Source organism: Paraburkholderia sartisoli (assembly GCF_900107685.1).
Classification (GTDB): Bacteria; Pseudomonadota; Gammaproteobacteria; order Burkholderiales; family Burkholderiaceae; genus Paraburkholderia; species Paraburkholderia sartisoli.
Window position 1 is genome coordinate 428,994 of the sequence record NZ_FNRQ01000004.1, and the last position, 25,579, is coordinate 454,572.

At 61.5% G+C, this 25,579-nt stretch carries 21 protein-coding genes and 1 pseudogene; 8 read left to right on the forward strand and 14 right to left on the reverse strand.

The genetic code is table 11. The annotated features are described in order from the left end of the window. Positions 1-125 precede the first annotated feature (125 nt). On the forward strand, positions 126-896 hold the full coding sequence (locus BLV45_RS15800) for a DeoR/GlpR family DNA-binding transcription regulator (RefSeq protein WP_090534616.1): 771 nt from the start codon (positions 126-128) through the stop codon (positions 894-896). A gap of 18 nt (positions 897-914) precedes the next feature. Here the strand turns inward: BLV45_RS15800 and BLV45_RS15805 are convergent, their stop codons facing one another. Then, complete coding sequence (locus BLV45_RS15805) at positions 915-2,585, reverse strand: Na/Pi cotransporter family protein (RefSeq protein ID WP_090534619.1); 1,671 nt, start codon at positions 2,583-2,585, stop codon at positions 915-917. Between the two features lie 226 nt (positions 2,586-2,811). On the opposite strand from BLV45_RS15805, the gene BLV45_RS15810 reads away from it, so the two are divergent. After that, complete coding sequence (locus BLV45_RS15810) at positions 2,812-3,042, forward strand: DUF3820 family protein (protein ID WP_090534621.1); 231 nt, start codon at positions 2,812-2,814, stop codon at positions 3,040-3,042. A 57-nt stretch (positions 3,043-3,099) separates the two neighbouring features. Here the strand turns inward: BLV45_RS15810 and BLV45_RS15815 are convergent, their stop codons facing one another. The 5 genes from BLV45_RS15815 to BLV45_RS15835 form a co-directional block, all read right to left on the reverse strand. Beyond that, entirely contained in the window at positions 3,100-4,008 is a 909-nt protein-coding gene (locus BLV45_RS15815; RefSeq protein WP_090534623.1) for a LysR family transcriptional regulator, read from the reverse strand. Positions 4,009-4,085: 77 nt separating this feature from the next. Beyond that, positions 4,086-4,847, reverse strand: coding sequence for an ABC transporter permease (locus BLV45_RS15820; protein WP_090534625.1), 762 nt, complete (start codon positions 4,845-4,847; stop codon positions 4,086-4,088). Next, on the reverse strand, positions 4,844-5,770 hold the full coding sequence (locus tag BLV45_RS15825) for an ABC transporter ATP-binding protein (RefSeq protein ID WP_090534626.1): 927 nt from the start codon (positions 5,768-5,770) through the stop codon (positions 4,844-4,846). Before BLV45_RS15825 ends, BLV45_RS15820 begins: the two co-directional genes overlap by 4 nt. A 142-nt stretch (positions 5,771-5,912) precedes the next feature. After that, a complete protein-coding gene (locus BLV45_RS15830) occupies positions 5,913-7,979 on the reverse strand; it encodes a putative bifunctional diguanylate cyclase/phosphodiesterase (RefSeq protein ID WP_090534628.1) in 2,067 nt (688 codons plus the stop codon). A 245-nt stretch (positions 7,980-8,224) separates the two neighbouring features. Then, entirely contained in the window at positions 8,225-9,106 is an 882-nt protein-coding gene (locus BLV45_RS15835) for a DMT family transporter (RefSeq protein ID WP_090534631.1), read from the reverse strand. Between the two features lie 695 nt (positions 9,107-9,801). Between BLV45_RS15835 and BLV45_RS15840 the strand changes: the two genes are divergently transcribed. Continuing rightward, a complete protein-coding gene (locus BLV45_RS15840) occupies positions 9,802-10,245 on the forward strand; it encodes a cupin domain-containing protein (protein ID WP_090534632.1) in 444 nt (147 codons plus the stop codon). Positions 10,246-10,725: 480 nt separating this feature from the next. Here BLV45_RS15840 and BLV45_RS15845 read toward each other — a convergent pair whose 3' ends face one another. From BLV45_RS15845 to ggt, 4 genes and pseudogenes are all read right to left on the reverse strand, one after another. Further along, positions 10,726-12,114: an L-serine ammonia-lyase gene (locus BLV45_RS15845; RefSeq protein ID WP_090534740.1), complete on the reverse strand. Its 1,389-nt coding sequence runs from the start codon at positions 12,112-12,114 to the stop codon at positions 10,726-10,728. 36 nt (positions 12,115-12,150) lie between these two features. After that, positions 12,151-12,350 (reverse strand): annotated as a pseudogene (locus tag BLV45_RS28250) (hypothetical protein); the annotation flags it as partial. Positions 12,351-12,445: 95 nt separating this feature from the next. Next, the gene (locus BLV45_RS15850) at positions 12,446-13,747 is read right to left on the reverse strand and encodes an MFS transporter (RefSeq protein ID WP_090534634.1); all 1,302 of its coding nucleotides are present in this window, start codon (positions 13,745-13,747) and stop codon (positions 12,446-12,448) included. Positions 13,748-13,784: 37 nt separating this feature from the next. Continuing rightward, the gene (gene ggt / locus BLV45_RS15855) at positions 13,785-15,389 is read right to left on the reverse strand and encodes a gamma-glutamyltransferase (RefSeq protein ID WP_090534636.1); all 1,605 of its coding nucleotides are present in this window, start codon (positions 15,387-15,389) and stop codon (positions 13,785-13,787) included. Between the two features lie 169 nt (positions 15,390-15,558). On the opposite strand from ggt, the gene BLV45_RS15860 reads away from it, so the two are divergent. Both BLV45_RS15860 and BLV45_RS15865 read left to right on the forward strand, forming a co-directional pair. Continuing rightward, positions 15,559-16,434, forward strand: coding sequence for a LysR family transcriptional regulator (locus BLV45_RS15860; protein WP_090534638.1), 876 nt, complete (start codon positions 15,559-15,561; stop codon positions 16,432-16,434). 45 nt (positions 16,435-16,479) lie between these two features. Beyond that, the gene (locus tag BLV45_RS15865; RefSeq protein WP_090534640.1) at positions 16,480-16,785 is read left to right on the forward strand and encodes a hypothetical protein; all 306 of its coding nucleotides are present in this window, start codon (positions 16,480-16,482) and stop codon (positions 16,783-16,785) included. Positions 16,786-17,122: 337 nt separating this feature from the next. On the opposite strand, the gene BLV45_RS15870 is transcribed toward BLV45_RS15865, so the two are convergent. From BLV45_RS15870 to BLV45_RS15890, 4 genes are all read right to left on the reverse strand, one after another. Then, a complete protein-coding gene (locus BLV45_RS15870) occupies positions 17,123-17,563 on the reverse strand; it encodes a hypothetical protein (protein WP_090534642.1) in 441 nt (146 codons plus the stop codon). Positions 17,564-17,872: 309 nt separating this feature from the next. Next, positions 17,873-19,333, reverse strand: coding sequence for a DUF1254 domain-containing protein (locus BLV45_RS15875; protein ID WP_090534643.1), 1,461 nt, complete (start codon positions 19,331-19,333; stop codon positions 17,873-17,875). A gap of 445 nt (positions 19,334-19,778) precedes the next feature. Continuing rightward, on the reverse strand, positions 19,779-20,843 hold the full coding sequence (locus BLV45_RS15885) for a DUF1254 domain-containing protein (protein WP_090534647.1): 1,065 nt from the start codon (positions 20,841-20,843) through the stop codon (positions 19,779-19,781). A 515-nt stretch (positions 20,844-21,358) separates the two neighbouring features. Next, entirely contained in the window at positions 21,359-22,270 is a 912-nt protein-coding gene (locus tag BLV45_RS15890; protein ID WP_090534649.1) for a LysR family transcriptional regulator, read from the reverse strand. A gap of 108 nt (positions 22,271-22,378) precedes the next feature. Here BLV45_RS15890 and BLV45_RS15895 point away from each other — a divergent pair, with 108 nt between their 5' ends. The 3 genes from BLV45_RS15895 to BLV45_RS15905 are packed head-to-tail and all read left to right on the forward strand — an operon-like array spanning position 22,379 to position 25,537. Beyond that, the gene (locus BLV45_RS15895; RefSeq protein ID WP_090534651.1) at positions 22,379-23,629 is read left to right on the forward strand and encodes a CaiB/BaiF CoA transferase family protein; all 1,251 of its coding nucleotides are present in this window, start codon (positions 22,379-22,381) and stop codon (positions 23,627-23,629) included. Further along, entirely contained in the window at positions 23,622-24,761 is a 1,140-nt protein-coding gene (locus BLV45_RS15900; RefSeq protein ID WP_090534653.1) for an acyl-CoA dehydrogenase family protein, read from the forward strand. The genes BLV45_RS15895 and BLV45_RS15900 overlap by 8 nt, the downstream gene beginning before the upstream one ends. A 26-nt stretch (positions 24,762-24,787) precedes the next feature. Continuing rightward, positions 24,788-25,537 carry an electron transfer flavoprotein subunit beta/FixA family protein gene (locus BLV45_RS15905; protein ID WP_090534655.1) on the forward strand — a complete coding sequence of 250 codons (750 nt, stop codon included), beginning with the start codon at positions 24,788-24,790 and terminating at the stop codon, positions 25,535-25,537. Positions 25,538-25,579 lie beyond the last annotated feature (42 nt).

The window sequence follows — 25,579 nt, forward strand, 5'->3', positions numbered from 1 at the left end:
ATGCAATATTGGTCGTGTAAAACCGGTTGATAATCGAGCGCGCGGACGGCCGCTCACCGGTTCCTGACATGCCCTTTACGGGGCGGTGCCGGGCGTCCTGAAAGATTCTATTGCCGGGGAACAGCATGTGGCAGGAAGACCGACATCAGCGCATTCGCGCATTGCTCTCGACGCTGCAACGGGTATCGACCGAACGCATCATGGCCGATCTCGGTGTCTCGCGCGAGACAGTGCGACGCGATCTGCTCGATCTCGAGGCGCTGGGCGAACTGCGGCGTGTACACGGCGGCGCGATCAAACCCGTGGACGAGGCGCCGATCGCCGAACGCGCCCATACGCACGTCAAATCGAAAATCGCGATCGCGCGCGCCGCGACGGGCATTATCAGCAGCGGACAGACACTCTTTATCGATGCGGGCACAACCACCGCGTTACTGGCCGAGGAACTCGCCAGGCTCGCCAACCTCACGATCATCACCAACTCGATCGACGTCGCGCTCAAGCTGCGCGGCGCGAGCGAATCGGGCGAAAGCGCGAACGAAGTGATCCTGCTCGGCGGCACGTTGAGCGATCGCGCGCTCGCCACCATCGGCGGCACGACAATCGCGGAAATCCAGCGCTATCGCGCCGACATCGCGTTGCTCTCGCCTGTCGGCGTCGACCACCGCAGCGGCGCAACCAACTTCGACCACGCCGAAACAGAGGTGGCGCGCGCGATGGTCAACAACGCGGACCGCGTGGCGATTCTCGCCGACTACAGCAAGATCGGACAGCGTAGCCGCATTGCGTACTGCCCGGTCAACCGCATCGATCTGCTGATCACGAACCGCAAGGCCGCTGAAGTTGCCGGATTTTCGACGCTGAAACGAAAACTGGAGCAGGTGATCCTCGCCTGAGCGCGTGTCGCGCGTTCCTTACTCCGCGGCAACGTGGATCGCGTCGAGCGTGCGCTTGCGAAGCCGTGTGTCGTGCAACGCGCCCGCGGCATCGAGCACGGGATACGCGGTCGAGCAGAACAGCGAGTTCAGCCGCTTCATGTCGCTGATCAGGTCCAGATGCAACGCACTGGTTTCGATGCTGCGCACCGTCTGCCCTGCCAGACGGTCCAGGTGCTTGTAGGAATACGCACGTTCGAGATCGCGAAACCGCTCCTTCTCCGCCAGCAGCAATTCCGCGCAATGCAGATCGTTGTTCAGGAACACCGACAGCCCGAGTTGCAGGTTGCTCACGAGACGCGCGTGCAGGTCTTCCAGCTCTCCAATCCCTTCCTCCGAAAACGAAAGACGGTGGGCGATTTTCTTCTCTTCGATGTCCGCGACGATCCGCTCGATGATGTCGCCCGCGTGCTCGAGGTTGATGGTGAGCGAGATGATGTCGGTCCAGCGGCGACTGTCGGTTTCGTCGAGCTGCTCGCGTGAAAGGCGCGACAGGTAGTCTTTCACGGCTGCATAGAGGTAGTCGACGTCGTCGTCCATCCGTGCCGTTTCGCGGGCCTTTTGCAGGTCGTTGCGATGAATGAGGTCGGCGACGTTGTCGAGCATCGTGCGCACGATGTCGCCGATGCGCAGCACTTCGCGGGCCGCGTTGGCGAGCGCGAGCGTGGGGGTGAGCAGCACGGCCGCATCGAGGTGCAGCGCGCGCAACTCGCCATTCGGATCGGGACGGTCCGGCAACAACCGGGAACAGATACGGGCGACCGGATCGATCAGCGGGACGCACGCCAGGCAGCGCAGCGTGTTGTAGATCAGATGGAACCCGACCACCGCTTCACGCGGCAGACTGATCAACATCGGCAGTTCTGCCGCGAGCAGCGAGGTGAACGGCAGAATGAGAAGCGCACCGGCCAGCTTGAACGTAAGGCTGCCAAGCGCCAGACGGCGTGCGGCGGTGTTCTGCGCGAGCGTGCCTGCCAGGGCGAGCAGCCCGCTGCCCAGGTTCGCGCCGATCACGAGGCACAGCGCCACCTTCAGCGAAATCACGCCTGACGACGCCAGCGTTGCAGTGAGCAATACCGTCGCCAGGCTCGAATAAAAAATCATCGCGAACGCCGCGCCAACCAGCGCGTCGAGCAGCGTGTCGCCCGTGAGCGCGCCGAACATGACGCGCACGCCGGCGCCATGCATCATCGGCTGCACGGCTTCGACAATCAGGTGCAGCGCGAGCAGGATCAGCCCGAGACCGATCGCGGTGCGGCCAATCTGACCCGCGCGCGTCTGCTTGCGCGACAGGAACACTGGCACGCCGGCGAGCAGGAGAATCGGGGATAACCATGAGAGGTCGAGCGTCAGGATCCGCACCATCAACGCGGTGCCGACATCGGCACCGAGCATGATCGCAAGACCGCTGGTCAGCGGCAACAGCCCTTGAGCGGCAAAGGATGTCACGATCACGGCTGTCGCGTTGCTGCTCTGCACGAGGCTGGTTACCGCGACACCGGCGCCGAACGCCCTGAACCGTCCGTTGGTGCAGTGGCTCAGCACGCGCCGCAGGTCCGCGCCCAGCACCCGCAGGATGCCCGTGCGCACGATGTGTGAGCCCCAGACCAGCAACGCCACACCCGACAGCAGGTTGAGAAGAATCAGCATAAGGCAGTACGATATTCAGGCAATGCGACGCAGGAACGGCTCCGGTCATGAGCGCTGCCTCTCGCGTCAGCGCGTGCCGGGCGCAGCGCTCATAGCTGCTAGTGTTGCACAAATTTGTCATATTGCAATTTTGTGTAATTTAAACCACGGCCCGGCGACCTGTCCTTCACTGCCCTGCCCTGCTCTGCCCTATTAGCATTGGCGTCCGTTACGGACAAATACGACAATGAAACCTGAACACCTGGAACTGCTCGTCACGCGTGTGATGCCCTATGGCAAATACAAGGGACGGCTGATCGCGGACCTGCCTGGCCCGTATCTCAACTGGTATGCGAACAAGGGTTTTCCGCCGGGCGAGACCGGCCAGTTGCTGGCGCTCATGCAGGAGATCGATCACAACGGGCTTGCGTCGCTGCTGGAACCGCTGCGCAAGCTGCACCCACGGGAAAAACCGTGAGCGTCGCGGCGGTGTCACGGTTTTCCGTACACCGCCGCGTGGGCCGGATGACGGGCGTCAGGTGCGCAGGTCGGGATGATTCCGGGCGATCTCGATCACCCAGTCGGTGAACGCGCGGACCCGCGAGCTCAGATTGCGACGATGCGGATAAACGAGCGACAGCGGCGTGGTCGGCGTCCTGTAGCCTGTCAGGATCTCGCGCAGCTCGCCGCGCCCGATCAGGTCCGCGACCATGAAGCGCGAAGGCTGGATGATGCCGAAGCCGCGCACGCCCGCGCTCACGTAGACGGTGCCATCGTTCACCGCAAGCGGGCCGTCCAGCGAAACCTTGACGATTTCGCCGTCCACTTCGAATTCGAACGGAAAGGTCTTGCCCGAGCGTGCCGACACATAGTTGACCGCTCGATGCGCACGCAGGTCCTCGATCGTCGCGGGCGTGCCATGCTCCTCCAGATAGGCCGGCGAAGCGCACGTGGTGAGCGCCGCGTTGCCGATGCGTCGCGCGACGAGGCTCGATTCCTCGAGCGCGCCCATGCGGATCACGCAGTCGACGCCATCCTGCACGATGTCGATGTTACGGTCCGCAAGGCCGAGGCGGACCTCGATCTCCGGATAACGGCGATAGAAATCGTCGAGCATGGGAAGCAGCAGCGTTCTGGCCAGCGTGCCCGACGTGTCGACGCGGATCATGCCCGAAGGATTCTGGATCTTGTTCGACAGCGACGAATCGGCATCCGCCAGATCGGCCAGAATGCGCACGCAGCGCTCGTAATAGAGTGCGCCGTCGTCGGTGACGCTTACCGAACGTGTGGTGCGATTCAGCAGGCGCACGCCAACGTGCTCCTCGAGCCCCTGAATCAGGTTGCTGACCGAGCCGCGCGGCAGGTCAAGCAGTTCCGCCGCTTTCGAAAAACTGTTGGTCTCAACCACACGGGTAAAGACCTCGATTGCCTGGAGTCGGTCCATGTCGGGGCGCTCCTCGTGAGTAACGGTTAAACGGGGGACGTCATAACCCCGATGCGAACGGCGGACGCAATATCCTGCTACGTCTTGAGCCGGTAGCCGGTCTTGAAGATCCACGCCACGATCGCGAGGAACACCGCGAGAAAGAGGCCAGTCATCGCAAGACTGATGCCCACGCTGACGTCCGCGAGTCCATAAAAGCTCCAGCGAAATCCGCTCACCAGATAGACGATCGGATTGAACAGCGTCACGACTTTCCACACCGGCGGCAGCATGCTGACAGAATAGAAACTGCCGCCCAGAAACGTCAGGGGCGTGATGATCAGAAGCGGCACCAGTTGAAGCTTTTCGAAACTGTTCGCCCAGATGCCGATGATAAATCCGAGCAGGCTGAACGTCAGCGCGGTCAGCACGAGAAACAGGATCATCCAGAACGGATGCTGAACCTGGAGCGGCACGAAGAGCCCCGCGGTCGCGAGAATGATCAGCCCCAGCACGATCGATTTCGTCGCCGCCGCGCCGACATAGCTCACCACGATTTCCAGGTATGACACGGGCGCGGACAGCAACTCGTAGATCGTGCCCGTGAATCTCGGGAAGTAGATGCCGAACGACGCGTTGGAGATGCTTTGCGACAGAAGCGACAACATGATGAGACCCGGCACGATGAACGCGCCATAACTGATGCCGTCCACTTCCTTGATACGGGAGCCGATTGCCGCGCCGAACACCACGAAATAGAGCGACGTCGAAATCACCGGCGCGATGATGCTCTGCATCAACGTGCGCCACGTACGTGCCATTTCGAAGCGGTAGATCGCGCGGATTGCGTAGAGGTTCATTGGTCACCTCGCACGAGGCTCACGAAGATATCTTCAAGCGAACTCTGTGTCGTGTGAAGATCCTTGAAGCAGATGCCGGCATCGTTCACGTCCTTGAGGAGCGCGATGATGCTGCCGCCCTCGCCCTGCGTGTCGTAGGTATAGGTCAATTCGTTTCCATCGCTCGCGCGTTCGAGGTTCCAGCCGGCGAGACTGGCGGGAATGCCGGCAAGCGGATGATCCAGTTGCAGCGTCAACTGCTTCTTGCCCAGCTTGCGCATCAATTCGGTCTTCTCTTCGACGAGCATGATCTCGCCGCCGTTGATCACGCCGATGCGGTCGGCCATTTCTTCCGCTTCGTCGATATAGTGCGTGGTCAGGATGATCGTGACGCCGCTTTCACGCAGCGCGCGCACCAGCTTCCACATGTCGCGCCTGAGCTCGACGTCGACGCCGGCGGTCGGTTCGTCGAGAAACAGCACCTGCGGTTCGTGCGAAAGCGCCTTGGCAATCAGCACGCGCCGTTTCATGCCGCCCGAAAGCGTGATGATCTTGCTGTCGCGCTTGTCCCAAAGCGAGAGATCGCGCAGCACCTTTTCGATGTAAGCGGGGTTCGCGGGCTTGCCAAACAGGCCGCGACTGAACGAAACCGTGGCCCATACGGTTTCGAACGCGTCGGTCGTCAGCTCCTGCGGCACGAGGCCGATCATCGAGCGCGCGGCGCGGTAGCCGGTCGCGATGTCGTGGCCCGCGACCACGACATCGCCTTCGGTCGCCTTGACGATGCCGCAGATGATGCTGATCAGCGTGGTCTTGCCCGCGCCGTTCGGCCCCAGCAGCGCGAAAATCTCGCCCTGGCGTATCTCCAGATTGATGTTCCTGAGCGCCTGGAAGCCCGTGGCGTAGGTTTTGGACAGATGGGTGACGGATAGGATCGGTTGCATGAACGCGACGATAGCAGAAGCCGGGCATTCGCTGTTTTTCCCGAATGATGGGGGCCACCCGGCGCTTCGCTCAGGATTCACTCAGGATTTGCTGCCGCGGGCGCCCATCCGGCGCATGGGGGGCCTTCCACCGGATCGGGCGCTACGCGGCTGCCGTGTGCTGAAGGAGCGTGCCGAACGCATCGGCGGTGAGCGGCTTGCCGAGCAGGAAGCCCTGAATCTCGTCGCACATCATCGTCTTCAGTTTGGCGAGCTGCGAGGGCGTCTCGACGCCTTCGGCCACCACGTCCATTTCAAGCGAGTGCGCGAGCGCGATGATCGCGGAGACGATTGCGTCACCCTCGTGACCATCCGCATCGAGACCGTTCGTGAAGAAGCGGTCGATCTTCAGCTGCTTCACGCGAAAGCGCTGCAGATAGGCAAGGCTCGAGTAGCCCGTGCCGAAATCGTCGATCGCGATCTCGAAGCCGTGGTTCTGGAACGCGTGAATCATCTCGATGGTTTTCGGCGCGTCCTGCATCGCAACGGTTTCGGTGATCTCGAACATGATCTGATGGCATTCCACGTTTTCCGCGCGCACGATTTCCAGCACCGTGTGTACGAGATCGGGCTGCATCAGCTGTCGTGGAGACAGGTTGATCGCGACACGCATCGCCGGGAGGCCCTCCGCCATCCACCGGCGAATCTGTCGGCACGTCTCGCGCACCACCCAATGTCCGATGTACACAATCTGCCCCGAGCGCTCGGCGATCGGGATGAACTCCATTGGCGCAAGCAGGCCCAGTTCAGGATGATTCAGCCGGAGCAGCGCCTCCGCGCCCGCAAGCTCGCCGCTGTCGCCGCGAAACTTGGGCTGGAAATGCAGCGAGAAATGCCCTGACGAAAGCGCCTCGTGCAGCGCGTTTTGAATTTTCAGCGTGCGCGTCGCGGCTTCGTTCATGCCGGCTTCGAAGAACCGATACGTGCCCCGGCCCGCGCGCTTTGCTTCGTACATCGCGGCGTCGGCGTTTTTCAGCAGCGTGTCGACGGTGTCGCCGTCGTCCGGATACAGCGAAATGCCGATACTCGGCGTCACCTGCATCGGCTGGCCGTCGCTCCATGCGCCCTCGCGCATCCGCTCGAGCACGCCTTCGGCCACCGCTTCCGCTTCACGCGGCGCCGCCAGATCTTCGAGCAGCACGACGAATTCGTCGCCGCCCAGACGCGCCACCATATCGCCGCCCCGCACGCAGCGCGACAGTCGCTGCGCGAACGCCTTGAGCACCTCGTCGCCGACGGAATGGCCGAGCGAATCGTTGATCGTCTTGAAGCCGTCGAGATCCATGAACAGGATCGCGAACCGCGTCCTGTTGCGGCGCGACGTCCCGATGGCGGCCACGATGCGCTCGGTGAGCGCCCGGCGGTTCGGCAGGTCGGTAAGCGCGTCGAACGCGGCCATGCGCACGATCTGTCCGTTCAGCCGCGATACCGAACCGGTCAGGAGCGTGGTGCGCGCATCGAAACGGGACATCATCAGCGTAACGATGAGGATGGCAAAGCTGAAGAGCGTGACGGTCGTCGCGAGCCACTCGGAATCGATGCCGTGCGCGGCGCCGCAGATCGCGCCAGCCGGAAATTCGGCGGCTGCGACGCCGGTGTAATGCATGCCCGTGATCGCGAGTCCCATCACCAACGCCGCGACAACCCGCTTTTCGATCACGAGGCGCTGCTTCGAATCGCGCAGTGCGTGCGCGATCCACAGCGCGGCCGTGGCGGCGACAATCGCAATCGCGATCGATGCGCCAAAGAGCACCGGCTCATAGTGAATGCCGGGCTGCATCTGCATCGCGGCCATGCCGGTGTAGTGCATGCCGGCAATGCCGAAGCCCAGCAGGATGCCGGCCGCCACCAGCCGCAATGGCCTGAGCACGCCTTGCGTGACGATAAAGAGCGCGAACCAGGACACGAGTATCGCGATCGCGAGGGAGTATCCGGTCGTGCGCAGATCGTAGCCAAGCGGGATCGGCAGCGAGAACGCGAGCATGCCGATGAAGTGCATCGACCAGATGCCGACGCCCATCGCCGCCGCGCCGCCCGCCAGCCATGCATGGCGCGCGACGGTTCCGCCGAGCAGCGTGATACGCCCCGCCAGATCGAGCGCGGTATAGGAAGCGAGTGTCGCTACGATGAGCGAAAGTGCGACCAGCCAGAAATTGTATATGCCGTGCATGTTTGAGCAGCGTGCTCGAATGAATCGGGTTAGCGGGTTAACGGCCTGCGCGGCGTTTACTTAAACCTGATTTCTGGGGTTTTGCTTCTGGTGCGTTGCCCCGTGTTGCGCAGCAAACGTTTGCTTGTTCGTTGTTGGGATGCTGGCTGGTGTGTCGACGTGCAGCCGGGGAAGGAAGGGGCATTTTTCGGTAAGCCGTAGTCGTAATCTTGCGCCGGACTCGCGGCTCGCCGGCACGATGGACGCTACGTGCGAGGCTTCCGCGACCGGCTGCTCAGCACCATCGCGATGCCCCCAAGAATCGCGGCAGAAGCCGCAACCAGGCGCGGCGTGATCGTTTCTGACAGGAACGCTACTCCACCAAACGCAGCAATCAGCGGCACCGACAACTGTACAGTGGCGGCTCGCATCGCAGTAAGCTTGCTCAGCGCGGCATACCAGATGACATACCCAATGCCGGATGTGAGCGCGCCGGAGACAATCGCCAGAACGACCCCAGCTCCGTTCGCGTAAGTGCGGGCGCTGGCGATGAAAAGCACGCTCAGCAAGAGGGCAAACGGCGCGGCCCGCGCGAAGTTTCCCGCCGTGGCAGCGAGCGGGTCGGCCACTCCGCGGCCGCGCAACGAGTACACGCCCCACGCGACGCCAGCGATTGCCATCGAGGCTGCGCCGAGGGGCGGTGGCGCTGCGATACCCGGCGACACGAGGTAGACAAGCCCTGCGACTGCAACTGCGAGACCGAGCCATGCTGCGGATCCGAACTTTTCACCGGAGCGCAAACCCACGCTGAACATGGTCAATTGAACTGCGCCGAACAGAATCAATGCCCCCGTGCCGGCGGGCAAGGTGAGATACGCGAAGGAGAAGAAGGCGGCATAAACAAACAGCATGGCAGCGGCGAGCCAGTCGACATGACCGGGCGCCGACCGTTCCGACCTGAACCGCACGATGACGGCGAGCGTGATCGCACCGGAAACCAGCCTGATGCAGGCAAAGCTGACAGGATCGATTTGCCCCCGCTGCAGCGCGAGCCGGCACAACAGTGAATTGGCAGCGAAGGCGAACATCGCAACCGCCGTCAGGACGGTCGTCTGCAAGATGAGCAGGCCAGCGCGCGATTCATGCATGGATCACTACCAGAACGACTGCCCACGACAGCAGCGCCACGCCGAGAGGCGTCCCCAGACACGTGCCCCAGCGAACGTTCTTTTTGACAGCCATCACGGATGCCAGCATGACGGGTTGGGGCACAGGCAGTTGCAAACCTCGAGCGGACGACCTTCCAGGCGATAACTCATACGAACTCCTGTTGAAGGCACGTGAACGCCACACTTTGTCGCCGCTGGGCGGAGCTGCAAGGGGCCGCGTGATTTTCCCGCTGCGGGCCGCGCTCAGTCAAGTTCGATGAAGGTCAGGCCAGCGGTTGTGCGAGGTCACTGCGTCGTTCAACCCGGTTGACAAGGGCTCATCGACGTCCGCGCAGCGCCACATCATCGAAAGACGGCATTTTTGTTCGTACGGCGACTATGACCGGCTGCTTGCGAGCCGGCATCCAGGACAATGACCGCGAGAATCCAGCAAGCCGCCGTTGATGTCGTGCAGGCTCCAATCGCGGTAGTGGGTTGATCTGAGCCGGTTGTCGCCGGGCTGTGTGCAACCGATACCTGCCTGTCGCCACTCCCGAACAAAATGCGCTCCTGAGAGGCGCATAATCCAGGTTGAACGGAGTTCCCTTCCGTCGCCGGACGCGCTGCCAGCAGTGCGCCCCTTGCCTGTAACGTTGGTGGATTGACGAGAATCCTCAATCAGAAGGAGTTTGAAAATGACTCTTAGCGGCGCGGCGGCATGCGAACCAATCAATGTTGGTCAATTGCGTATTCAGTACCTGATAGATGGAACTGCGACAGGCGGGATGGGTGTTTTTGAGTTGACCGTGCCCCCTGAATCGCAGGCTCCGCCACCACACAGCCATACACGTAATGAAGAATGCGTCTATGTCCTGGAAGGCACGCTTCGGTACTCGGTCGATGGGATAGTCCGAGACCTGACACCGGGAGAATGGATGTTCACCGCTCGCGGATCGGTCCATCACTTTAGCAATCCGCACAAGGGCACAGCCCGTGCATTGATCGTCCTTACTCCCGACATTGGTGCCCAGTATTTTCGTGACGTCGGAGCAATCGTAAACGCTGGCGGACCGCCCGACCGCGAGAAACTTGTCGATGTCATGTCCAGGTACGGGCTCGTGCCAGCGCCACCACGATAAGCAACGATCGTCCCCAATATCGATAGTCCGCCCCGCTTCGCGGGAGTCCCTGAACCCAGGCGTTGAACGTCGACCCCCGGAAATCTCATCTGACCGCGTAGGGACGTCCCGAGTCGGTCATCGTCGGGCTCAGTGCGGCCACAAACGGCCTTTCGGCATTGCCTCATAGATTGTCAACAAATCGCCTGACGGGTACGCTTCCAGTGGCCAGCGGGTTAATGGCTCGGCTAGTCTAAAATCGGCGTTCACCGCCGATAGGTCACGGTACGTCATGAGTTGCTCCCCGATCGTTCGAATAGCCGTGCGCCGGTGGTCGTGTCGTTCGAAGCTTGAGCAAAATTGGAAACTGAAGCATGCGACATGACGGAAAAGCCTCCTGACTTTTGGTTCGGTTTGCGATCGGCGCCGGACATGCAAGCCGCGACGACGATGACCGCGCAACAGGTTAAACATCCTCATCGCGAGACAACGCGCACCGCATCAGCACTCGACGATATTCACCGCGAGGCCGCCGCGCGACGTCTCCTTGTACTTGGTCTTCATATCGGCGCCGGTCTCGCGCATCGTCTTGATAACGGAATCGAGCGACACGTAGTGACTGCCGTCGCCGCGCAATGCCATGCGCGCCGCGTTCACGGCCTTCACGGAGGCCATCGCATTACGTTCGATGCACGGAATCTGCACCATGCCGCCGACCGGATCGCACGTCAGACCGAGATTGTGCTCCATGCCTATTTCGGCGGCATTTTCGACCTGCGTCGGCGTGCCGCCCATCACGGCGGCGAGCGCGCCCGCGGCCATCGAACACGCGACGCCCACTTCGCCCTGGCAACCCACTTCCGCGCCCGAAATCGACGCATTGAGTTTGTACAGGATGCCGATCGCGGCGGCCGTCATCAGAAAATCGATCACGCCCTGTTCGTTCGAGCCGGGCATGAAGCGCGTGTAGTAATGCAGCGCAGCGGGAATGATGCCCGCGGCGCCGTTGGTCGGCGCGGTGACGACGCGGCCACCCGCCGCGTTTTCTTCGTTGACGGCGATCGCGTACAGGTTGATCCAGTCAATCATCGACAGAGGATCTTGCCGCGCACGCTCAGGGTTGCCGGACAACGAGCGATACAGTTGCGGCGCGCGTCTCTTGACGGTAAACGGGCCCGGCAGGTTACCTTCGGCGTCCGGATTACCAATACCGCAGCCGCGCGCTACGCACGATTGCATCACGTCCCAGATCTTCAACAGACCCGTGCGCGTTTCCTCTTCGGTGTGCCACATGCGCTCGTTTTCCCACATCAACTGCGCGATCGATTTTCCGGTCGACCGGCACAACGCGAGCAGTTCGTCACCGCTGCGAAACGGATGCGGTAGCTGATCGGCCGCCGACAACACCTTCGTGTTCAGCGCGCCCGCTGTCACGACAAAACCGCCGCCCACCGACAGATATGTGGATTCGCGCAAGGTCTCGCCGACTGCATCGAAAGCGCGTAGTTTCAGGCCGTTCGGATGTTCGGGCAGCGCCTGCCGATAGAACGAAATGTGATCTTTCGGCACGAAAGGCACCGAATACGTGCCGAGCAGCGCGAGCGACTTCGACTTGCGGACGGCTTCGAGACGCGCGGCGATCGTGTCGGGATCGACGGTATCGGGCGCGTCGCCAAGCAGGCCGAGCATCACACCGCGATCCGTGCCGTGACCCTTGCCGGTCGCGCCGAGCGAGCCGTACAGATCGACCTTCACCGATGCCGTTGACGGCAGAAGGCCGTCGCGTTCGAGCCCTTGCACGAACATCAGCGCCGCGCGCATAGGCCCGACCGTGTGCGAACTCGAAGGGCCGATACCGATTTTGAACAGATCGAACACGCTGACTGCCATTACTGCTCCTGCTGGATGGTGATGAAAAAGCGATTGCCGCACCGGCAACGGCAGGCACACCGCGAGCCACGCGGGGGCGTCGGAGCGAGCTTGAGCGCGATCGGCGCATAGCGGCCGTCGAGCCGGGCGGCAAGATGAAAGAGTTCCGCCGCGCTAACGTTCGGAAATTGAGCGTTGCAATACAGCAGCCGATCAAGTGCCGGATTGGCGGGAACCCAGACCCATAATTGGCCGGGGTGTCATATCCGTATGCGCTTGAAGTAAGGGTTGCCGGACTTCTCGTGCAATCTCCAGCGGCGTGCTCCTGAGAGGCCGATCAGCGCGGCGTCGCTCAGCCTCGCGCTGTGCGCCTTTTCATTGCCCTCCCGATCACGACGAGCGATATGCTGCTGACCAACGCAGCAAGCAGAACGTAGTAACTGGGTGCGAGTTTGTCGCCTGTTACGCCGATGAAGAATGTGACAATGAAGGGCGCAAACCCACCGAACAGTGTCACACCCAGACTGTAGGCGAGAGACAGGCCGGTAGAGCGTGAGCGGGTCGGGAAGATTTCCGACATCAAAGCCGGCATCGGCCCAGAATAGGCTGCCTTGAAGATGCCCGCCGCAGCCTGCAATGCAAGCAGCCAGCCGAAGGTCGGGTGAAGATTCAGCCAGTAAAACATCGGGTAGATGGTGACGGCCATCAACACCGACGACGTGAGCATGATGCGCACACGCCCGATGCGGTCGGACAACGCGCCCATGACCGGGGACAGCAGGAACTGCAGGCCGCCATTGAGCACGACGACCCCGAACGACTGGGCCGCTGGCAGCCCCAGTTGCTTAACGGCGTACGTTGGCATATAAAGTTGCAGTACGTAAACCAGAACGGTTGACTGTGCTACGACGCCGACCGCCAACAGTATATTTCCCCACTGATTACGAAATAGCGCGTCGCCAGTCGGCGTAGCACGCTTTTTCTCAGCGAGGAATTCCGGCGTTTCATCCAGATGCCGGCGAATGTAATACCCCACCGGACCTACCAGCAGGCCCAACACGAACGGCAGGCGCCACCCCCATCCTTCGATCTGGGCGGACGGCAGCCAGGTGGTGAGAATGCCGCCAACGGCCGAGGCCGTGATGGCGGCAAGCCCCTGGCTGGCAAACTGCCAACTGGCGAAATAGCCGCGCCGGCTCGGGCTGTGCTCGACCATGAAGGCGGTCGCGCTACCGAACTCGCCACCGACCGCGAAACCTTGCACCAGCCGCGCCAGCAGCACCAGAATCGGCGCAGCCAGGCCGATGCGTTCATACGTCGGCATCACAGCGATGACAAGCGTGGCGAGGGTCATCAGCATGATTGATACGGTCAGCGACGCGCGGCGACCTTTCCGGTCGGCATAGATCCCAAGCACGATGGCACCGATTGGGCGTGTGAGAAACGATATGCCAAACGAACCGATAGCCAGCAACAGCGAAATCCACGCGTCGTGCGCTGGAAAAAATAGCTTCGCGATCACCGGCGTGAAAAAGCCGTAGACCAGAAAGTCATACCATTCCAACGCGTTGCCGATCGAGGAAGATACGATAATGCGCCGTATCTGGCTTGCCGAGACGGGGGCGCTTCGTTCCGAAGCGCTGATGCTGATCATGGAAGTCTCCTTAATTTTTTATTGCGTCGGTATCAAGTCAGAAACCCGTCGCCTGCCCATCGCGGCGGCTATCGCTCGCAGCGACGTAGCCGCACCCGGCGTCGTCGGACATGCGCCAGATGAACTGGCCGGATCCGAAATCCATGTAGGGGTCTTCGATCGATCTGAGCATGTGGCCGCGCGCCTGCAAGGCCGCTACCGTCCCAGCCGGCATGGTCGCCTCCACATCCAGGGAAAAATCTCGATTGACCTTCCAGCGTGGCGCATCGCAGGCGGCCTGTGGTTGTTGTCCGTAATCGATCATGCGCGCCAGCGTCTGCACATGACCCTGCGGCTGCATGTCACCGCCCATGACGCCGAAGCTCATGACCGGCTTGCCGTCACGTGTCAGGAAGGCCGGGATGATGGTATGAAACGGCCGCTTGCCGGGCGCCACCACATTGGGCGATGCCGGAACCATCGAGAAGCCGACGCCACGATTCTGCAGGCTAATGCCGGTGCCAGGCACCACCACACCGGAGCCGAAGCCCATATAGTTGGATTGAATGAAGGACACCATCATGCCGTGCTCGTCGGCTGCACTCAGGTAGACCGTTCCGCCCGCTCGCGGCATGCCAAACCCGAACTGCGTGGCGCGACGCATGTCGATTTTTTTGGCGCGTTCGGCCAGATAGGCGTCGTCGAGCATCTCCTCTGGTGTGACTTCCATTGAACGCGGATCGGCAACATAGCGGTACAGATCGGCGAACGCCAGCTTCATGGCTTCAATCTGCAGATGCTGCGAATCGGCCGAATCGACCTTCAGACTGCTGAGATCGAAGTGATCCAAAATGCCGAGTGCGATAAGCGCGGCGATACCTTGGCCGCTAGGCGGCATTTCGTGAACGTCGTAGCCGCGGTAGCGTTTGCTGATCGGCGTTACCCATTCCGGACGGTAGGCAGCCAGGTCGGCTAGCGTCATGCTGCCGCCCGAGGCGGCGCTGTGAGCAGCCATCCGCTGGGCCAACTCCCCTTCGTAAAAAGCGCGCCCCCTCGTTTGTCCAATCAGACGCAGGGTGCGAGCGGCATCTGCCAGCACGAACCTCTCGCCGACCTGAGGCGCCCGCCCGCCCGGCATGAAGGTCTCTGCGAAACCTGGTTGATCCTGAAGGGTTGGTATTGCCGCCGCCCACTTATGGGCCACGACTGGTGACACGCTGTAGCCGCGCTCAGCCAGTTCGGCCGCCGGCTCAAGCAGATCTTCGAACGGCAGCTTGCCGAAGCGCTCATGCAGGGCAGCCCAAGCAGAGATTGCGCCAGGCACCGTGACGGTATCCCAGCCGCGCTGCGGCCGCGATGCGCCGTACTTGCGCTGAAAGTACGCGACATCCCACGCAGCGGGGGCCGTGCCGCACGCACTCAAGCCGTGCATTGAGTGGCCATCCCACAGGATCGCAAATGCATCGCCACCCAGCCCGCACGAGACTGGCTCGACGATGGTCAACGTGGCAGCTGCTGCGATGGCGGCGTCGACCGCATTGCCTCCGCGCAGCAACATTTGCACGCCGGCCTGCGCAGCCACAGGATGAGATGTGGCCACGGCATTGCGTGCGAACAATGGAATGCGCGCGGTTGGGTAAGGGTTTTGCCAATTAAACGTCATATCGCAAGCTCACGAGTTAAGGATTCAGCGCCGTTGCATCGTCGTCATGCAAACATTGTTGGTGGCCGATATTCAAAAAAAAGCTAAAGTTATTTGGTTTTTGTATAAAATTTAATTGTGAAGAACCGTGCACGCACAGTGTGTCAATCGACTGACGACAGGAATTGCAATGAGCAATATTCGATACCTGCGCACCTTTATCGCAGTAGCACGCCATGGTTCGTTTTCCGCGGCCGCCGAACGGGTGGCGCTCACGCAGGCAGCTGTCAGCGTGCAGATGCAGACGCTGGAGTCGGATCTAAAACATGCCTTGTTCGACCGCAGCGGGCGCATTGTTGTCCTCACCAGTACCGGTCGGGCCATGCTGCCGCGCGCAGAGCAACTGGTCGCGCTTTATGACGAGATGCGCGCCCTCGGAGCCGAGGCCAGCGAAGTCATTGGCTCAGTCGCCATCGGTGGGGTCGTTTCCGTAATGGGCGTCCTGGCCGCAACGGTAGCGAGCCTGAAGGTGGCGCATCCACGCCTCGACGTTCGCCTGATCACAGCCCGATCGCTTGAACTGGCCAGGCAGGTGGAGAGCAGTGAAATCGACGCCGCGATTCTGGTCGAAGCGCAGGGAAAGATTGCCGCGAGCCTTGCGTGGGCGCCGCTGTATACCGAACCGCTCGCGCTTCTGGCGAGCAAAATGACTGGCAATGTCAGTGCGTCCGAGCTGATTCGCACTCGTCCTTTCCTGCGCTTCGAGCGCACCCAACGCACTGGTGTGCTGATCGACCGGGCGCTGCGCAAGCAACGGCTGGTCGTGAACGAATTTCTCGAACTCAGTTCAATCGAGGCGATCGTCGAGCTGGTGCGGCAAAACGTTGGAATAGCGATAGTGCCGCTGTTACGTAACTGCAACTGGACCCGCGATACCGCGTTGCGTGTGCTGCCGCTGGCGCAAGGTGTGCCGCATCGGGCAATTGGGATGCTCGAGCGTAAAGCGCATGACCGCTACGTACTGACCAGTGCAATCCGGCAAAGGATCCTGGAGGGCATGACCTGAGGACACTGCGCGTAGCCAACGAGCAAAACCTGCAAGCGGACCGCGATGAGAAAGCGCGCCCCTGACGCACTCCTTCAACACCTGCCCGAGCGCGTGCGCCAGGATGGCCAGCATGCTCGGCCGCTCTGCCTGCGCATTCGTAAGCAATACGATTTCGCGCTCGTAGGGTGCGCCTGCGAGCGGCATCATCCGACAGTCGCCGACGAAACGCTCGATGCCGGATTTGCGCGGCACACGGCTCACGCTCATGTCATGCGTCACCAGCATCGCGATCGCCGTGCATATTTCGTTCAGCAGAAGTCACACTTCGAGCATCTCTTATTGATGTTTCCCGGCACGAATCGGCCGTGACCGTCCGTTAACGAGAAATCTGACGGACCGTTCCGGGTCGACTCCTGTCTTAAGCTTCACTCGCAAACGGCCACGCGTTGAACGCAGGACTCGATGGACTGCTGATGAGCGCTTGGGCCTGCGGACTTGTCGGTACGCCGACAAGTCCGGTTGCGCCCAGGTCGGGCAAAAGACATGCGAGTTACAACCACGCCTCGTGATGGCGATTGAAGGGGCTGGCGTAGTTCATCAAGCGCCGGTTCGGGCTCACACGTGACCCGCCCCTGCCGCGCTGCGAAAGGTATTCGGCGTTTCGGCCTTAACCTTTGATTGAACCACGCCGTTTTTTGCTCAACGTTCAGTCGTGGTGGTGACGTTTGTGATGACGCTTGTCCGGTCGGTAGCCGCGGGCATTGTCGTCCGCGTACGAATTGGACCGCGACATGTTACCGCCAAGTGCTGAACCCGCACCGCCGCCCACGGCCGCGCCGACAAGGCCGCCCGTGCGGCCGCCCATCGCATTGCCTGCCGCTGTGCCGGCACCGCCCCCGAGCGCGCCACCGACGATGGCGCCCGTGCGTTCCCTGCGGTTTGACGTGACTGCGCCGCCGGCGCCGCCGCCGACTGCACCACCAATGACGGAACCCGTGCTGCCGCCTACCGCGCCACCCAGGGCAGCGCCGGCTACGCCGCCGAGCGCGCCGCCAAGCGCATTGTTCATATCGCCCGCCACTGCCGGTAACGACGCTGCAGTGGTGAGCGCTGCAATGGCAACCATCTGGAAGATTCTCTTCGACATAAAAAGGTCTTTAGTTTTTGGGACGGCGCCGAGTATAACTGCTCTCCGAAAGGTTTTCGTAACTTGTCAGTTCGAACCCCGGTAAGAGGTGTAACAAAATGATCCGACGGCTTTTTGGTGAAACGCTTTCCGCACCATTGGCGTCAGGCGGCCACAAGGCGACGTTCGCGACCGCATGCGATGAACGATGTGGGGTGTCCGATTCGCGTCAAAGAGGCGACATTGCCGTTGCAGGGCGGGAGGCCGGCCCTTCGTCGAGGACGTTGCTCCATGAAGCCGCTCGATCCCTGATCCAGGATGATGGCTCATCTACTCTTCGCGCTTGACTGGTGGTGGAGACCACGATCCATCGAGAATCGCCGCCTTGGGCCAGTACGCGCGAATGTAAAGCGAAAATACATCCTTCGGTGCCGGCACCCAGTTTGTCTCCAGGTCCGCACCGGGTGAATCGTTCTGGAAATAGAGTGTCAGTGACCCGTCCTGATTGTATTTGAGGGTTTTGCTCTTGGTACCAAGCGAGAAGCGATTCAATCGATTCGGCTCGAAAAGATGCGCTTTGTTGTAAAGCGTCAAAGACCAGAACCCATTGACGGGTGGAAGTTGTCCTTTTGGGAACGTCACGGTGTAGCGATTAGCGCCGCTCAGGCGTTGCCCGCCGGAGTCGAAGTCCGTATAGATGTATCGAGTTTCCTCGGGCGCGTTGTCGTACATGTTTGACTTGGCGCTCGCTGTTCGTGAAAGGTAGTCCGTTCCCCATCGAGCCCCGTTCGGGGGTGACGTCCATCCTCGCCCCACTGGCCGGCCGTTGTTGTGAAACTCGAAAAAAGGCGCGATCACTTCTGCCTCTGTCGCGATGGCAGCCTGTGTGAGTGACGCCTTCAGTTCGGGGTCGTTCGATGCGGCAGTCAAAACCGAATTGATCATGCCGTAGAGAGCCTCTTCTCCAGGCAGAGGCGGAATCATTTTCATCACGCCCGGCAATTCGTCAAAGAATTTTTCGGGGACAACCCACTTCACCTCGCCCCCGCCTGCCGTATCAGCCGCCGGGAAGGACGGCGTATCTTTCCACTTCGTGGTTTGCATCCTGCCGGTGAACTGACTCAGTGGATATACCATGACCTGATTCAGCGAGGGTTGGATCGCAGCCTTGTCTTCCGGCGTGTCGTCCTGAAAGATCCTCGGCAAGACTGCTGCGATATCCGTCGGCGATCGATAGACCGCATTGATGCCGGCCGGCTTATTGCCCTTCCAATGCGGTCCGACCAGCAGATAAAAGCCAGGTCTCGTGTGATACTGCTTTCCAATGCTCGCGAAAGAGTCAGTGCGTCCATCCGTGATTTGATAAGTGTAAAAGCGATCACCGAAATCCGGCACTTGAACCACGACCGGCGTCACGTCGAGTCGCATGAACCCGGCACCGTAGACCGTGTCCTGATTGGGGCAGGTCACGATGTTTTCGGCAGCATCAATGTAATCGGTCAGCATCGAGATGTGATTGGGCGGAGCGGCGGGCGCGACGCCGCCCACTTTGCCGGGCTCAGGCAAATCCTTCATCGCGAGCGACCGGTTGAAATTATTGACGAGCGGCCAACCCCAGATATACGCGATGCGCCCGACAGCGGCCACATACTCCTTCGTCATGACTGTACCCGCTGGTGTGCCGGGTACGTCGGATGCCGTCCGCGGTGCTACAACCTGTTGGGCTTCGGCGATCGGATTGCCCATGATTGCGAGGACAATCGACACAGTGATACGGGCACGTTTCAGCATCGAATCCACTCCTTATCGTTGACAACCTGCGGAAATGGGTTAATGGAACGTCTCAATCTCCAGCAGCTTCCATGTTTCGTCGAAAAATGGCTTTTTGGGGTCGTAGCGATAACTAATATCAGATTTTTTGGAGTATGGCACCAAGGCGATTCTCAGCCCTTGAGATGAAGTGGGCGCGAGGCAACTCGATTTGATGGGTCGCCGATTCAATGAAGGCATGAAGGACCATTAGTTCTTCGAAACCGTCGTCGACCAGCCCCGAGTGCGAACCGCGGCGGTGGGTCGCGAGCTGGCAGTCGCTAACGCGCAAGTTTCAAGCTACATATAGCCGTGTATGAGTCCGCGCCCGACCACGACGAAACGTTCGAAGTCATATAGCTCCAGACAATGGTGTGACGACTCCGTGCCTGAGAGGAGTCGTTCGGTCACAAAAGCGGAAGTTTCTTTACCGCGCTACCTGAGCGACCTCATGCGCTTCGGGAAACTTCCAGCGACCGTTCAGTACCTCTGGGTTCGGTCGGTACAGGCGAACCATGTAGTTCCAGTTGGGTGGCGTGACCAGACAGTTGGGCACGCCCCCATCGCAACCGCCAAATTGCACCGTCACCGTGCCGTCAGCATCCTGTTTCGCTAAAAGGCTGCTGACCGTGTACGCACTCTGTGCGTTTGGCTCGAAAAAGCCCTTCTCGTTATAGACGCTGATCGACCAGAAACCCTTCACTGGCACATTCGCAACTTTCAGCCGATAAACCGTGTTGCCGTCGTTGCGCGGGGGCACGACGTTGAGGTAGACCGCGTCCTTTTCCGGGTTACCGCCCCAGGCCATGGCCGCGCCTATCAGATGCCGTACGGGCGAGACCGTGCCAGGCATGCCAAACGCGCCATTCAGATCGCCGAGCGAGGCTCCCAGCTTGAGGAGCGCGTCATGCATGCTCTGCTGCGAGGCCCGATCCCAGTCCGGCACCTCGAAGCTTCCCTTCGTCGTCTGCCGCCATGTGATACCGTCCTGCAACGCATGGGCAGCCTGCATGTCAGCGGGGTCACGGACATCAGCGAGCGTTCGTATGCCGATCAGCACGTAGCGCGTGCCGACCGCCTTGCGCGTAAACGTATAAGGCCCGTTCCCGTACGCCACCAGCGGAACATTCTCGTCCTCGTTAATGGCGACAATCGAGCGAAGGCGCTTGCCTGCGTCCGGCAGTGTGATGGTTACAGCGCCAGCGTCGAGATCGAACACGCCAGCGGAATACAGGGTATCGCGGTTCGGCCGTATAACGGCCTGCCGTTCGACGGGCATCAAGTCGCGATAGTGAAGGAGCGTACCGAAGCCGCCGTGTTTCGCGAGCGCCGAAAAGTACATGTCGGTTTCGGCACGCGCGAAGTTGTCTACTGTTACCGCTACACCGCCTGGTCCAGCGGCTGTCTGTGCCGCAGTCGGCAGCCCCGCCATTACAACGGCTACCGCGAGAGAAAACCTGAAGTGATGCAGCAAGCGAACCTTCGACTTCATGCCTCCTCCTATATTTTCTTCAATATCGGGGCCCAGTTGGTCCGATTGACGAATTTATAGGTGGGAATGCGGCGACGCCCCTCTCTTTTTGGGGTGGGATACCGGCGCAACTGCCAGAAGCCGGCGCGAGTGCCGTCGTGGTTCCGAAAACGGTCGTTGCTCAGTTGACCTGCCGTCTGGCCGCTTCGGGTCGGCTTCGGTCCGACGCGCGATGCACAGCCCGCGAGTTCACGCGTGCGAGACATCGGGCAGGGTTCGGCCAGAAACGGCCGGTCGACGTCGTTGTCTAAATTGTTGACGATCCTTATCCCTGCAATTTGCGAAAGAGCCTCTTGATCCCAAGGCGCCTTCACCTGACCAGTCTCGCCATGGATCGCATCTATCCCAGAACTGCTTTCAGGAAAACGTCAGGCTGCGCGACGAAATGCAGTGCGATTTCAATGGCCCGACCGACTTTGGTCACACCGTCGTGATCACCAGCGAGCAAGCTGCTGCGTTCGTTAATGACTCGCCGGTCATTTGCCGACCCGTTCGCCCATTGCTTCAGCCACTGCGTCGCGCACGCAGGCAGTGAGTAGATCTGAGGCCCGTGTGTGCGGCACGCACGCTGGTCGTGCGATCACGAGCGGCTGGATCACAGTGGCTTCACGTATTGGGCGCTCGGCAACGAGCGGTGTCTGCGCGACCGTGGGACTTTGCGTAATCAGTAACGACACGCCAAGTCCACTCGCCACCATCGCGCGCACGAGTTCAATGGACGTTGCCCGATACCGCACGTTGGGCGCGAGACCATGCTGCCAGAACGGTGCCATCAGGAAATCGCGACTTTGGGGCAGGTCGATCTGGATGAAGGGCTGCGCTACAAGTTCGTGCAGCGAGATCGCGCGCCGTCGTTTCGCCAGCGGCGTCGCGCAGGGCACGAGTGCGTAGGGCTTGAGTTCGGCGAGACACTCGCGCTCGATGTCGCTCGGCAAGCCCACGTCGTACATGAGTGCGAGATCGATCTGGCGCTTGTGTAGCCACTCATCGAGTTGCGTCAGGTCACCTTCCCGGAAATGCACGGTGAGGCCGGGAAAGCGCGCCTGCGCGAGCTTAAGCACGCGCGGCAGATAGACGGGCGCGATCGTGCGGAACACGCCGATTTGCACCCGGCCGCTGTTTCCTTCGCCGACGTCGTCGGCGGCGAACGCCGATGCTGAGGCGAGCAGGTGACGCGCCTCGTCCAGCTTTCGTTGGCCGAAATGCGTAAGCGTCATACCGGTGCCCGCGTCGCGTGTGAACAGCTGCACGTCGAATAGCGCTTCCAGTTCACGAATTGCCACGGAGATCGAAGGTTGCGACACGTTGAGGTGCCTGGCCGCAGCGGTCGTGCTGCCGATTTCCGCGGTGGTGACGAAGTAGCGTAGCAGTCTGAGCGACAGTGCCATAGGATTTTCATATAACCGTTAATTTATTCCAGTATTTTATCCTATTGCCTCCGCGGCCCAGAATGTGTCCACCAGCCGAACTGGCCGGCTGTTCTGGAGGGATACCCCGTGACATTGCCCGCGCTGCCGCTCGAAGGCTTTCGTGTGATCGATTTTTCCCGCGTGCTTGCGGGCCCACTGTGCTCCGCGCTGCTCGGTGACCTGGGTGCCGAAGTCATCAAGATCGAGCCGCCCGGCGGCGACGACTATCGCGCAATCGGCCCGTTCTCCGGCGGCGAAAGCGGTCTTTTCAGCGCGATGAACCGCAACAAACAGAGCGTGGTGATAGACCTGAAGTGCGACGAAGGCCGCGAGCTCGCTCAGGCGCTCTGCGCGCGGGCCGATGTCGTCGTCGAGAACTTCCGTCCCGGCGTGGCCGAGCGTCTGGGCATTGGCTACGCACAGCTCGCCGCGCGCAATCCCGCGCTCGTTTATGCGAGCGTCTCCGGTTTCGGTCAGACCGGGCCGGAATCGCATCGACCCGCCTACGACATCATCCTGCAGGCGATGTGCGGGCTCATGGACGCGACTGGTTCACCAGACGGGGCGCCGACGCTTGTCGGCGATTCCGTCTCGGATGTGGTGAGCGGCATCTTTGCATCGTGGGGCGTGCTGGCCGCGTTGCTCGCGCGCGAGCGAACCGGCAAGGGTACGCACGTGGACGTGGCGATGTTCGACGCGACGCTCAGCCTGACCACCGCGCTGGTCGCGCGCTATGCGACGACCGGCATTGCGCCACAGCGGGTGGGGAACCGGCACCCGTCGTCGGCGCCGTTCGGGGCCTATCGCGCGAGGGATGGCTACTTTGTCGTGGCGGTGCTCAACAATCGTCTTTTCGAGCGCCTGGCACACGCAATGGGCCAGCCCGTGCTGATCGACGATGCGCGCTTTGCGAACGATGCGGCGCGATGCGAGAACGAAGCTGCATTGCGCGTCTGCATCGAATCATGGTCTGGGGTTCATAGCATCGCAGAGGTGAATGGGCTGCTGAGCGAGGCCGGTATTCCCGTTGCGCCGATTCAGAACATCAGTGAGGCGCTGAAGAGCGAGCAGGCACGCGAGCGCGGCATTCTGGTCGAGGCGCCGGCTGGCGACGGCGGCATTGTGCGCCTGCCGAGGCAGCCGGTCCAGTTCTCGGCCTGGCCCACCACGCGCACGACGCGCGCACCGCGCCTTGGCGAGCACACGCTGGCAGTGCTGCAACAGCAACTCGGCATCGATACGGCGCACGTCGCCGCGCTGCGTGCCGCCGGTGTGCTGGGTGTGGACGAAACCGCCGGCTTGCGAAACGAAACCAGTCAGGAGACGAACAATGCTTAAACGAATGGGTGTAACCGAGGCCGATCTGGAAATTGCGGAGGCCATCCGGCGCTTCGCGCAAGCAAAGTTGGCACCGCATGCGGCGCAGATAGACCGAGACGAAATTTCCACTACCCGCTATGTACCGGCGCTTGCCGAGTTGGGCGTGATGGGATTGAACCTGCCGGAGCGCTGGGGCGGCATTGACGCTTCGCCCACCGCGATCATTCTCGCCCTGACGGAGATTGCGCGCGCGTGTGCATCGACTTCGTCGATGATCGGCGCGCACTACCTTGCAACCGACTCGATCCTCATCGGCGGCGACGATGCATTACGTGCGCGCTACCTGCCCGACGCCGCGACGGGCGCCAGGCTCGGCGCGTTCGCCTTGACCGAGCCGCAAGCCGGTTCAAATCCGGCGGGCATGACGACCCGGGCCGCGCGCGAGGGCGACGGTTACCGGCTGCGCGGTGTGAAGCACTTCATTTCGAACGCGGCAGCGGCACAGTTCATCGTGGTCTACGCGAAGACCGGGACGGATCTCGGGACACGTGGGATCAGCGCGTTCGTCGTTGATCGCGATACGCCGGGCGTGTCGGTGTCGCCGGCCGAAACGCTGATGGGTATTCGGGGCGCGCCGGCGCACGAGGTCGCGCTCGATTGTCACGTGCCCGCGACAAACCGGCTGGGCGAAGAAGGCACCGGCTTTCGCACGGCGATGAAGGTGCTCGACAACAGCCGCCTGGACGTGGCGGCGACGAGCCTTGGCCTTGCCGAAGCGGCGCTCGGTGACGCGGTGGAGTGGGCGAAGACACGCTGCGTCGGCGGCGAGCCACTCGCGGGCAAGCAGGGACTGCAATGGAAATTCGCCGACATGAAGACGCGGCTGGAAGCTGCCTGGCTTCTGAGCTTGCAGGCTGCGGCGCGGCGCGCGGCAGGCGAGTCGTTCACCGAAGCGGCGTCGATGGCGAAGCTCTACGCGTCGGAGATGGTGGCATTCGTCACCGACGCCGCTTTGCAGATGCATGGCGGCTATGGCTTCACGCGTGAGATGCGCCTGGAGCGGCTCGTGCGCGATGCGCGGATTCTGCGCATTTACGAAGGGTCGTCGGAAATTCAGCGCACGGTGATCGCGCGGTCGGTTCTGGCGTAACGACAGTCAATAGAGGGAGCCCGGAAGTGAAAGTGCTGGTGGCAATCAAACGCGTGGTAGATGCCAACGTGAAAGTGGGTGTGAGGTCCGACAGTACGGGTGTGGACATCGCGAACGTGAAGATGTCGATGAACCCGTTCGACGAGATCGCCGTGGAGGAAGCGGTGCGGCTGCGCGAGGCGGGGGTGGCCACTGAAGTGATCGCGGTGTCGTGCGGCGTGACGCAGTCGCAGGAAACGCTGCGCACGGCGCTGGCGATCGGCGCGGACCGGGCGATCCTGATCGAATCCAGTGAGGAGCTGCAGCCGCTGGCGGTTGCGAAGCTGCTCAAGGCGCTGGTCGACAGGGAACAGCCCTCGCTGGTTATTCTGGGCAAACAGGCGATCGACGACGATTCGAACCAGACCGGCCAGATGCTGGCTGCGCTGGCCAACCTGCCGCAGGCGACGTTCGCGTCGAAGGTGGTGATAGCGGACGGCAAGGCGACGGTGTCGCGCGAAGTGGACGGCGGCGCGGAAACGCTGTCGTTGACGCTGCCGGCGGTGGTCACCACCGATCTGCGCCTGAACGAGCCGCGCTACGTGACGCTGCCCAACATCATGAAGGCGAAGAAGAAGCCGCTGGAGACGCTCAAGCCCGAGGATCTCGGGGTGGACGTCACGCCGCGCCTGAAGACGCTGAAGGTGGTCGAGCCGCCGAAGCGCAGCGCCGGCGTGAAGGTGGCGGATGTGAAGACGCTGGTCGAGAAGCTGAAGACCGAAGCCAGGGTGCTGTAAGGAGACGGACGAAATGACGAATCTTGTAATAGCAGAACACGA

Excerpts from the sequence above, each read along its gene's own strand:
- BLV45_RS15860 (WP_090534638.1), top strand. The coding sequence starts at position 15,559 with ATGAGCAATATTCGATACCTGCGCACCTTTATCGCAGTAGCACGCCAT.
- BLV45_RS15805 (WP_090534619.1), bottom strand. The coding sequence starts at position 2,585 with ATGCTGATTCTTCTCAACCTGCTGTCGGGTGTGGCGTTGCTGGTCTGG.
- BLV45_RS15850 (WP_090534634.1), bottom strand. The coding sequence starts at position 13,747 with ATGATCAGCATCAGCGCTTCGGAACGAAGCGCCCCCGTCTCGGCAAGC.
- BLV45_RS15830 (WP_090534628.1), bottom strand. The coding sequence starts at position 7,979 with ATGCACGGCATATACAATTTCTGGCTGGTCGCACTTTCGCTCATCGTA.
- BLV45_RS15815 (WP_090534623.1), bottom strand. The coding sequence starts at position 4,008 with ATGGACCGACTCCAGGCAATCGAGGTCTTTACCCGTGTGGTTGAGACC.
- BLV45_RS15840 (WP_090534632.1), top strand. The coding sequence starts at position 9,802 with ATGACTCTTAGCGGCGCGGCGGCATGCGAACCAATCAATGTTGGTCAA.
- BLV45_RS15835 (WP_090534631.1), bottom strand. The coding sequence starts at position 9,106 with ATGCATGAATCGCGCGCTGGCCTGCTCATCTTGCAGACGACCGTCCTG.
- BLV45_RS15890 (WP_090534649.1), bottom strand. The coding sequence starts at position 22,270 with ATGGCACTGTCGCTCAGACTGCTACGCTACTTCGTCACCACCGCGGAA.
- BLV45_RS15825 (WP_090534626.1), bottom strand. The coding sequence starts at position 5,770 with ATGCAACCGATCCTATCCGTCACCCATCTGTCCAAAACCTACGCCACG.
- BLV45_RS15875 (WP_090534643.1), bottom strand. The coding sequence starts at position 19,333 with ATGCTGAAACGTGCCCGTATCACTGTGTCGATTGTCCTCGCAATCATG.
- BLV45_RS15845 (WP_090534740.1), bottom strand. The coding sequence starts at position 12,114 with ATGGCAGTCAGCGTGTTCGATCTGTTCAAAATCGGTATCGGCCCTTCG.
- BLV45_RS15800 (WP_090534616.1), top strand. The coding sequence starts at position 126 with ATGTGGCAGGAAGACCGACATCAGCGCATTCGCGCATTGCTCTCGACG.
- BLV45_RS15870 (WP_090534642.1), bottom strand. The coding sequence starts at position 17,563 with ATGTCGAAGAGAATCTTCCAGATGGTTGCCATTGCAGCGCTCACCACT.
- ggt (WP_090534636.1), bottom strand. The coding sequence starts at position 15,389 with ATGACGTTTAATTGGCAAAACCCTTACCCAACCGCGCGCATTCCATTG.
- BLV45_RS15810 (WP_090534621.1), top strand. The coding sequence starts at position 2,812 with ATGAAACCTGAACACCTGGAACTGCTCGTCACGCGTGTGATGCCCTAT.
- BLV45_RS15885 (WP_090534647.1), bottom strand. The coding sequence starts at position 20,843 with ATGAAGTCGAAGGTTCGCTTGCTGCATCACTTCAGGTTTTCTCTCGCG.
- BLV45_RS15820 (WP_090534625.1), bottom strand. The coding sequence starts at position 4,847 with ATGAACCTCTACGCAATCCGCGCGATCTACCGCTTCGAAATGGCACGT.
- BLV45_RS15865 (WP_090534640.1), top strand. The coding sequence starts at position 16,480 with ATGAGAAAGCGCGCCCCTGACGCACTCCTTCAACACCTGCCCGAGCGC.
- BLV45_RS15900 (WP_090534653.1), top strand. The coding sequence starts at position 23,622 with ATGCTTAAACGAATGGGTGTAACCGAGGCCGATCTGGAAATTGCGGAG.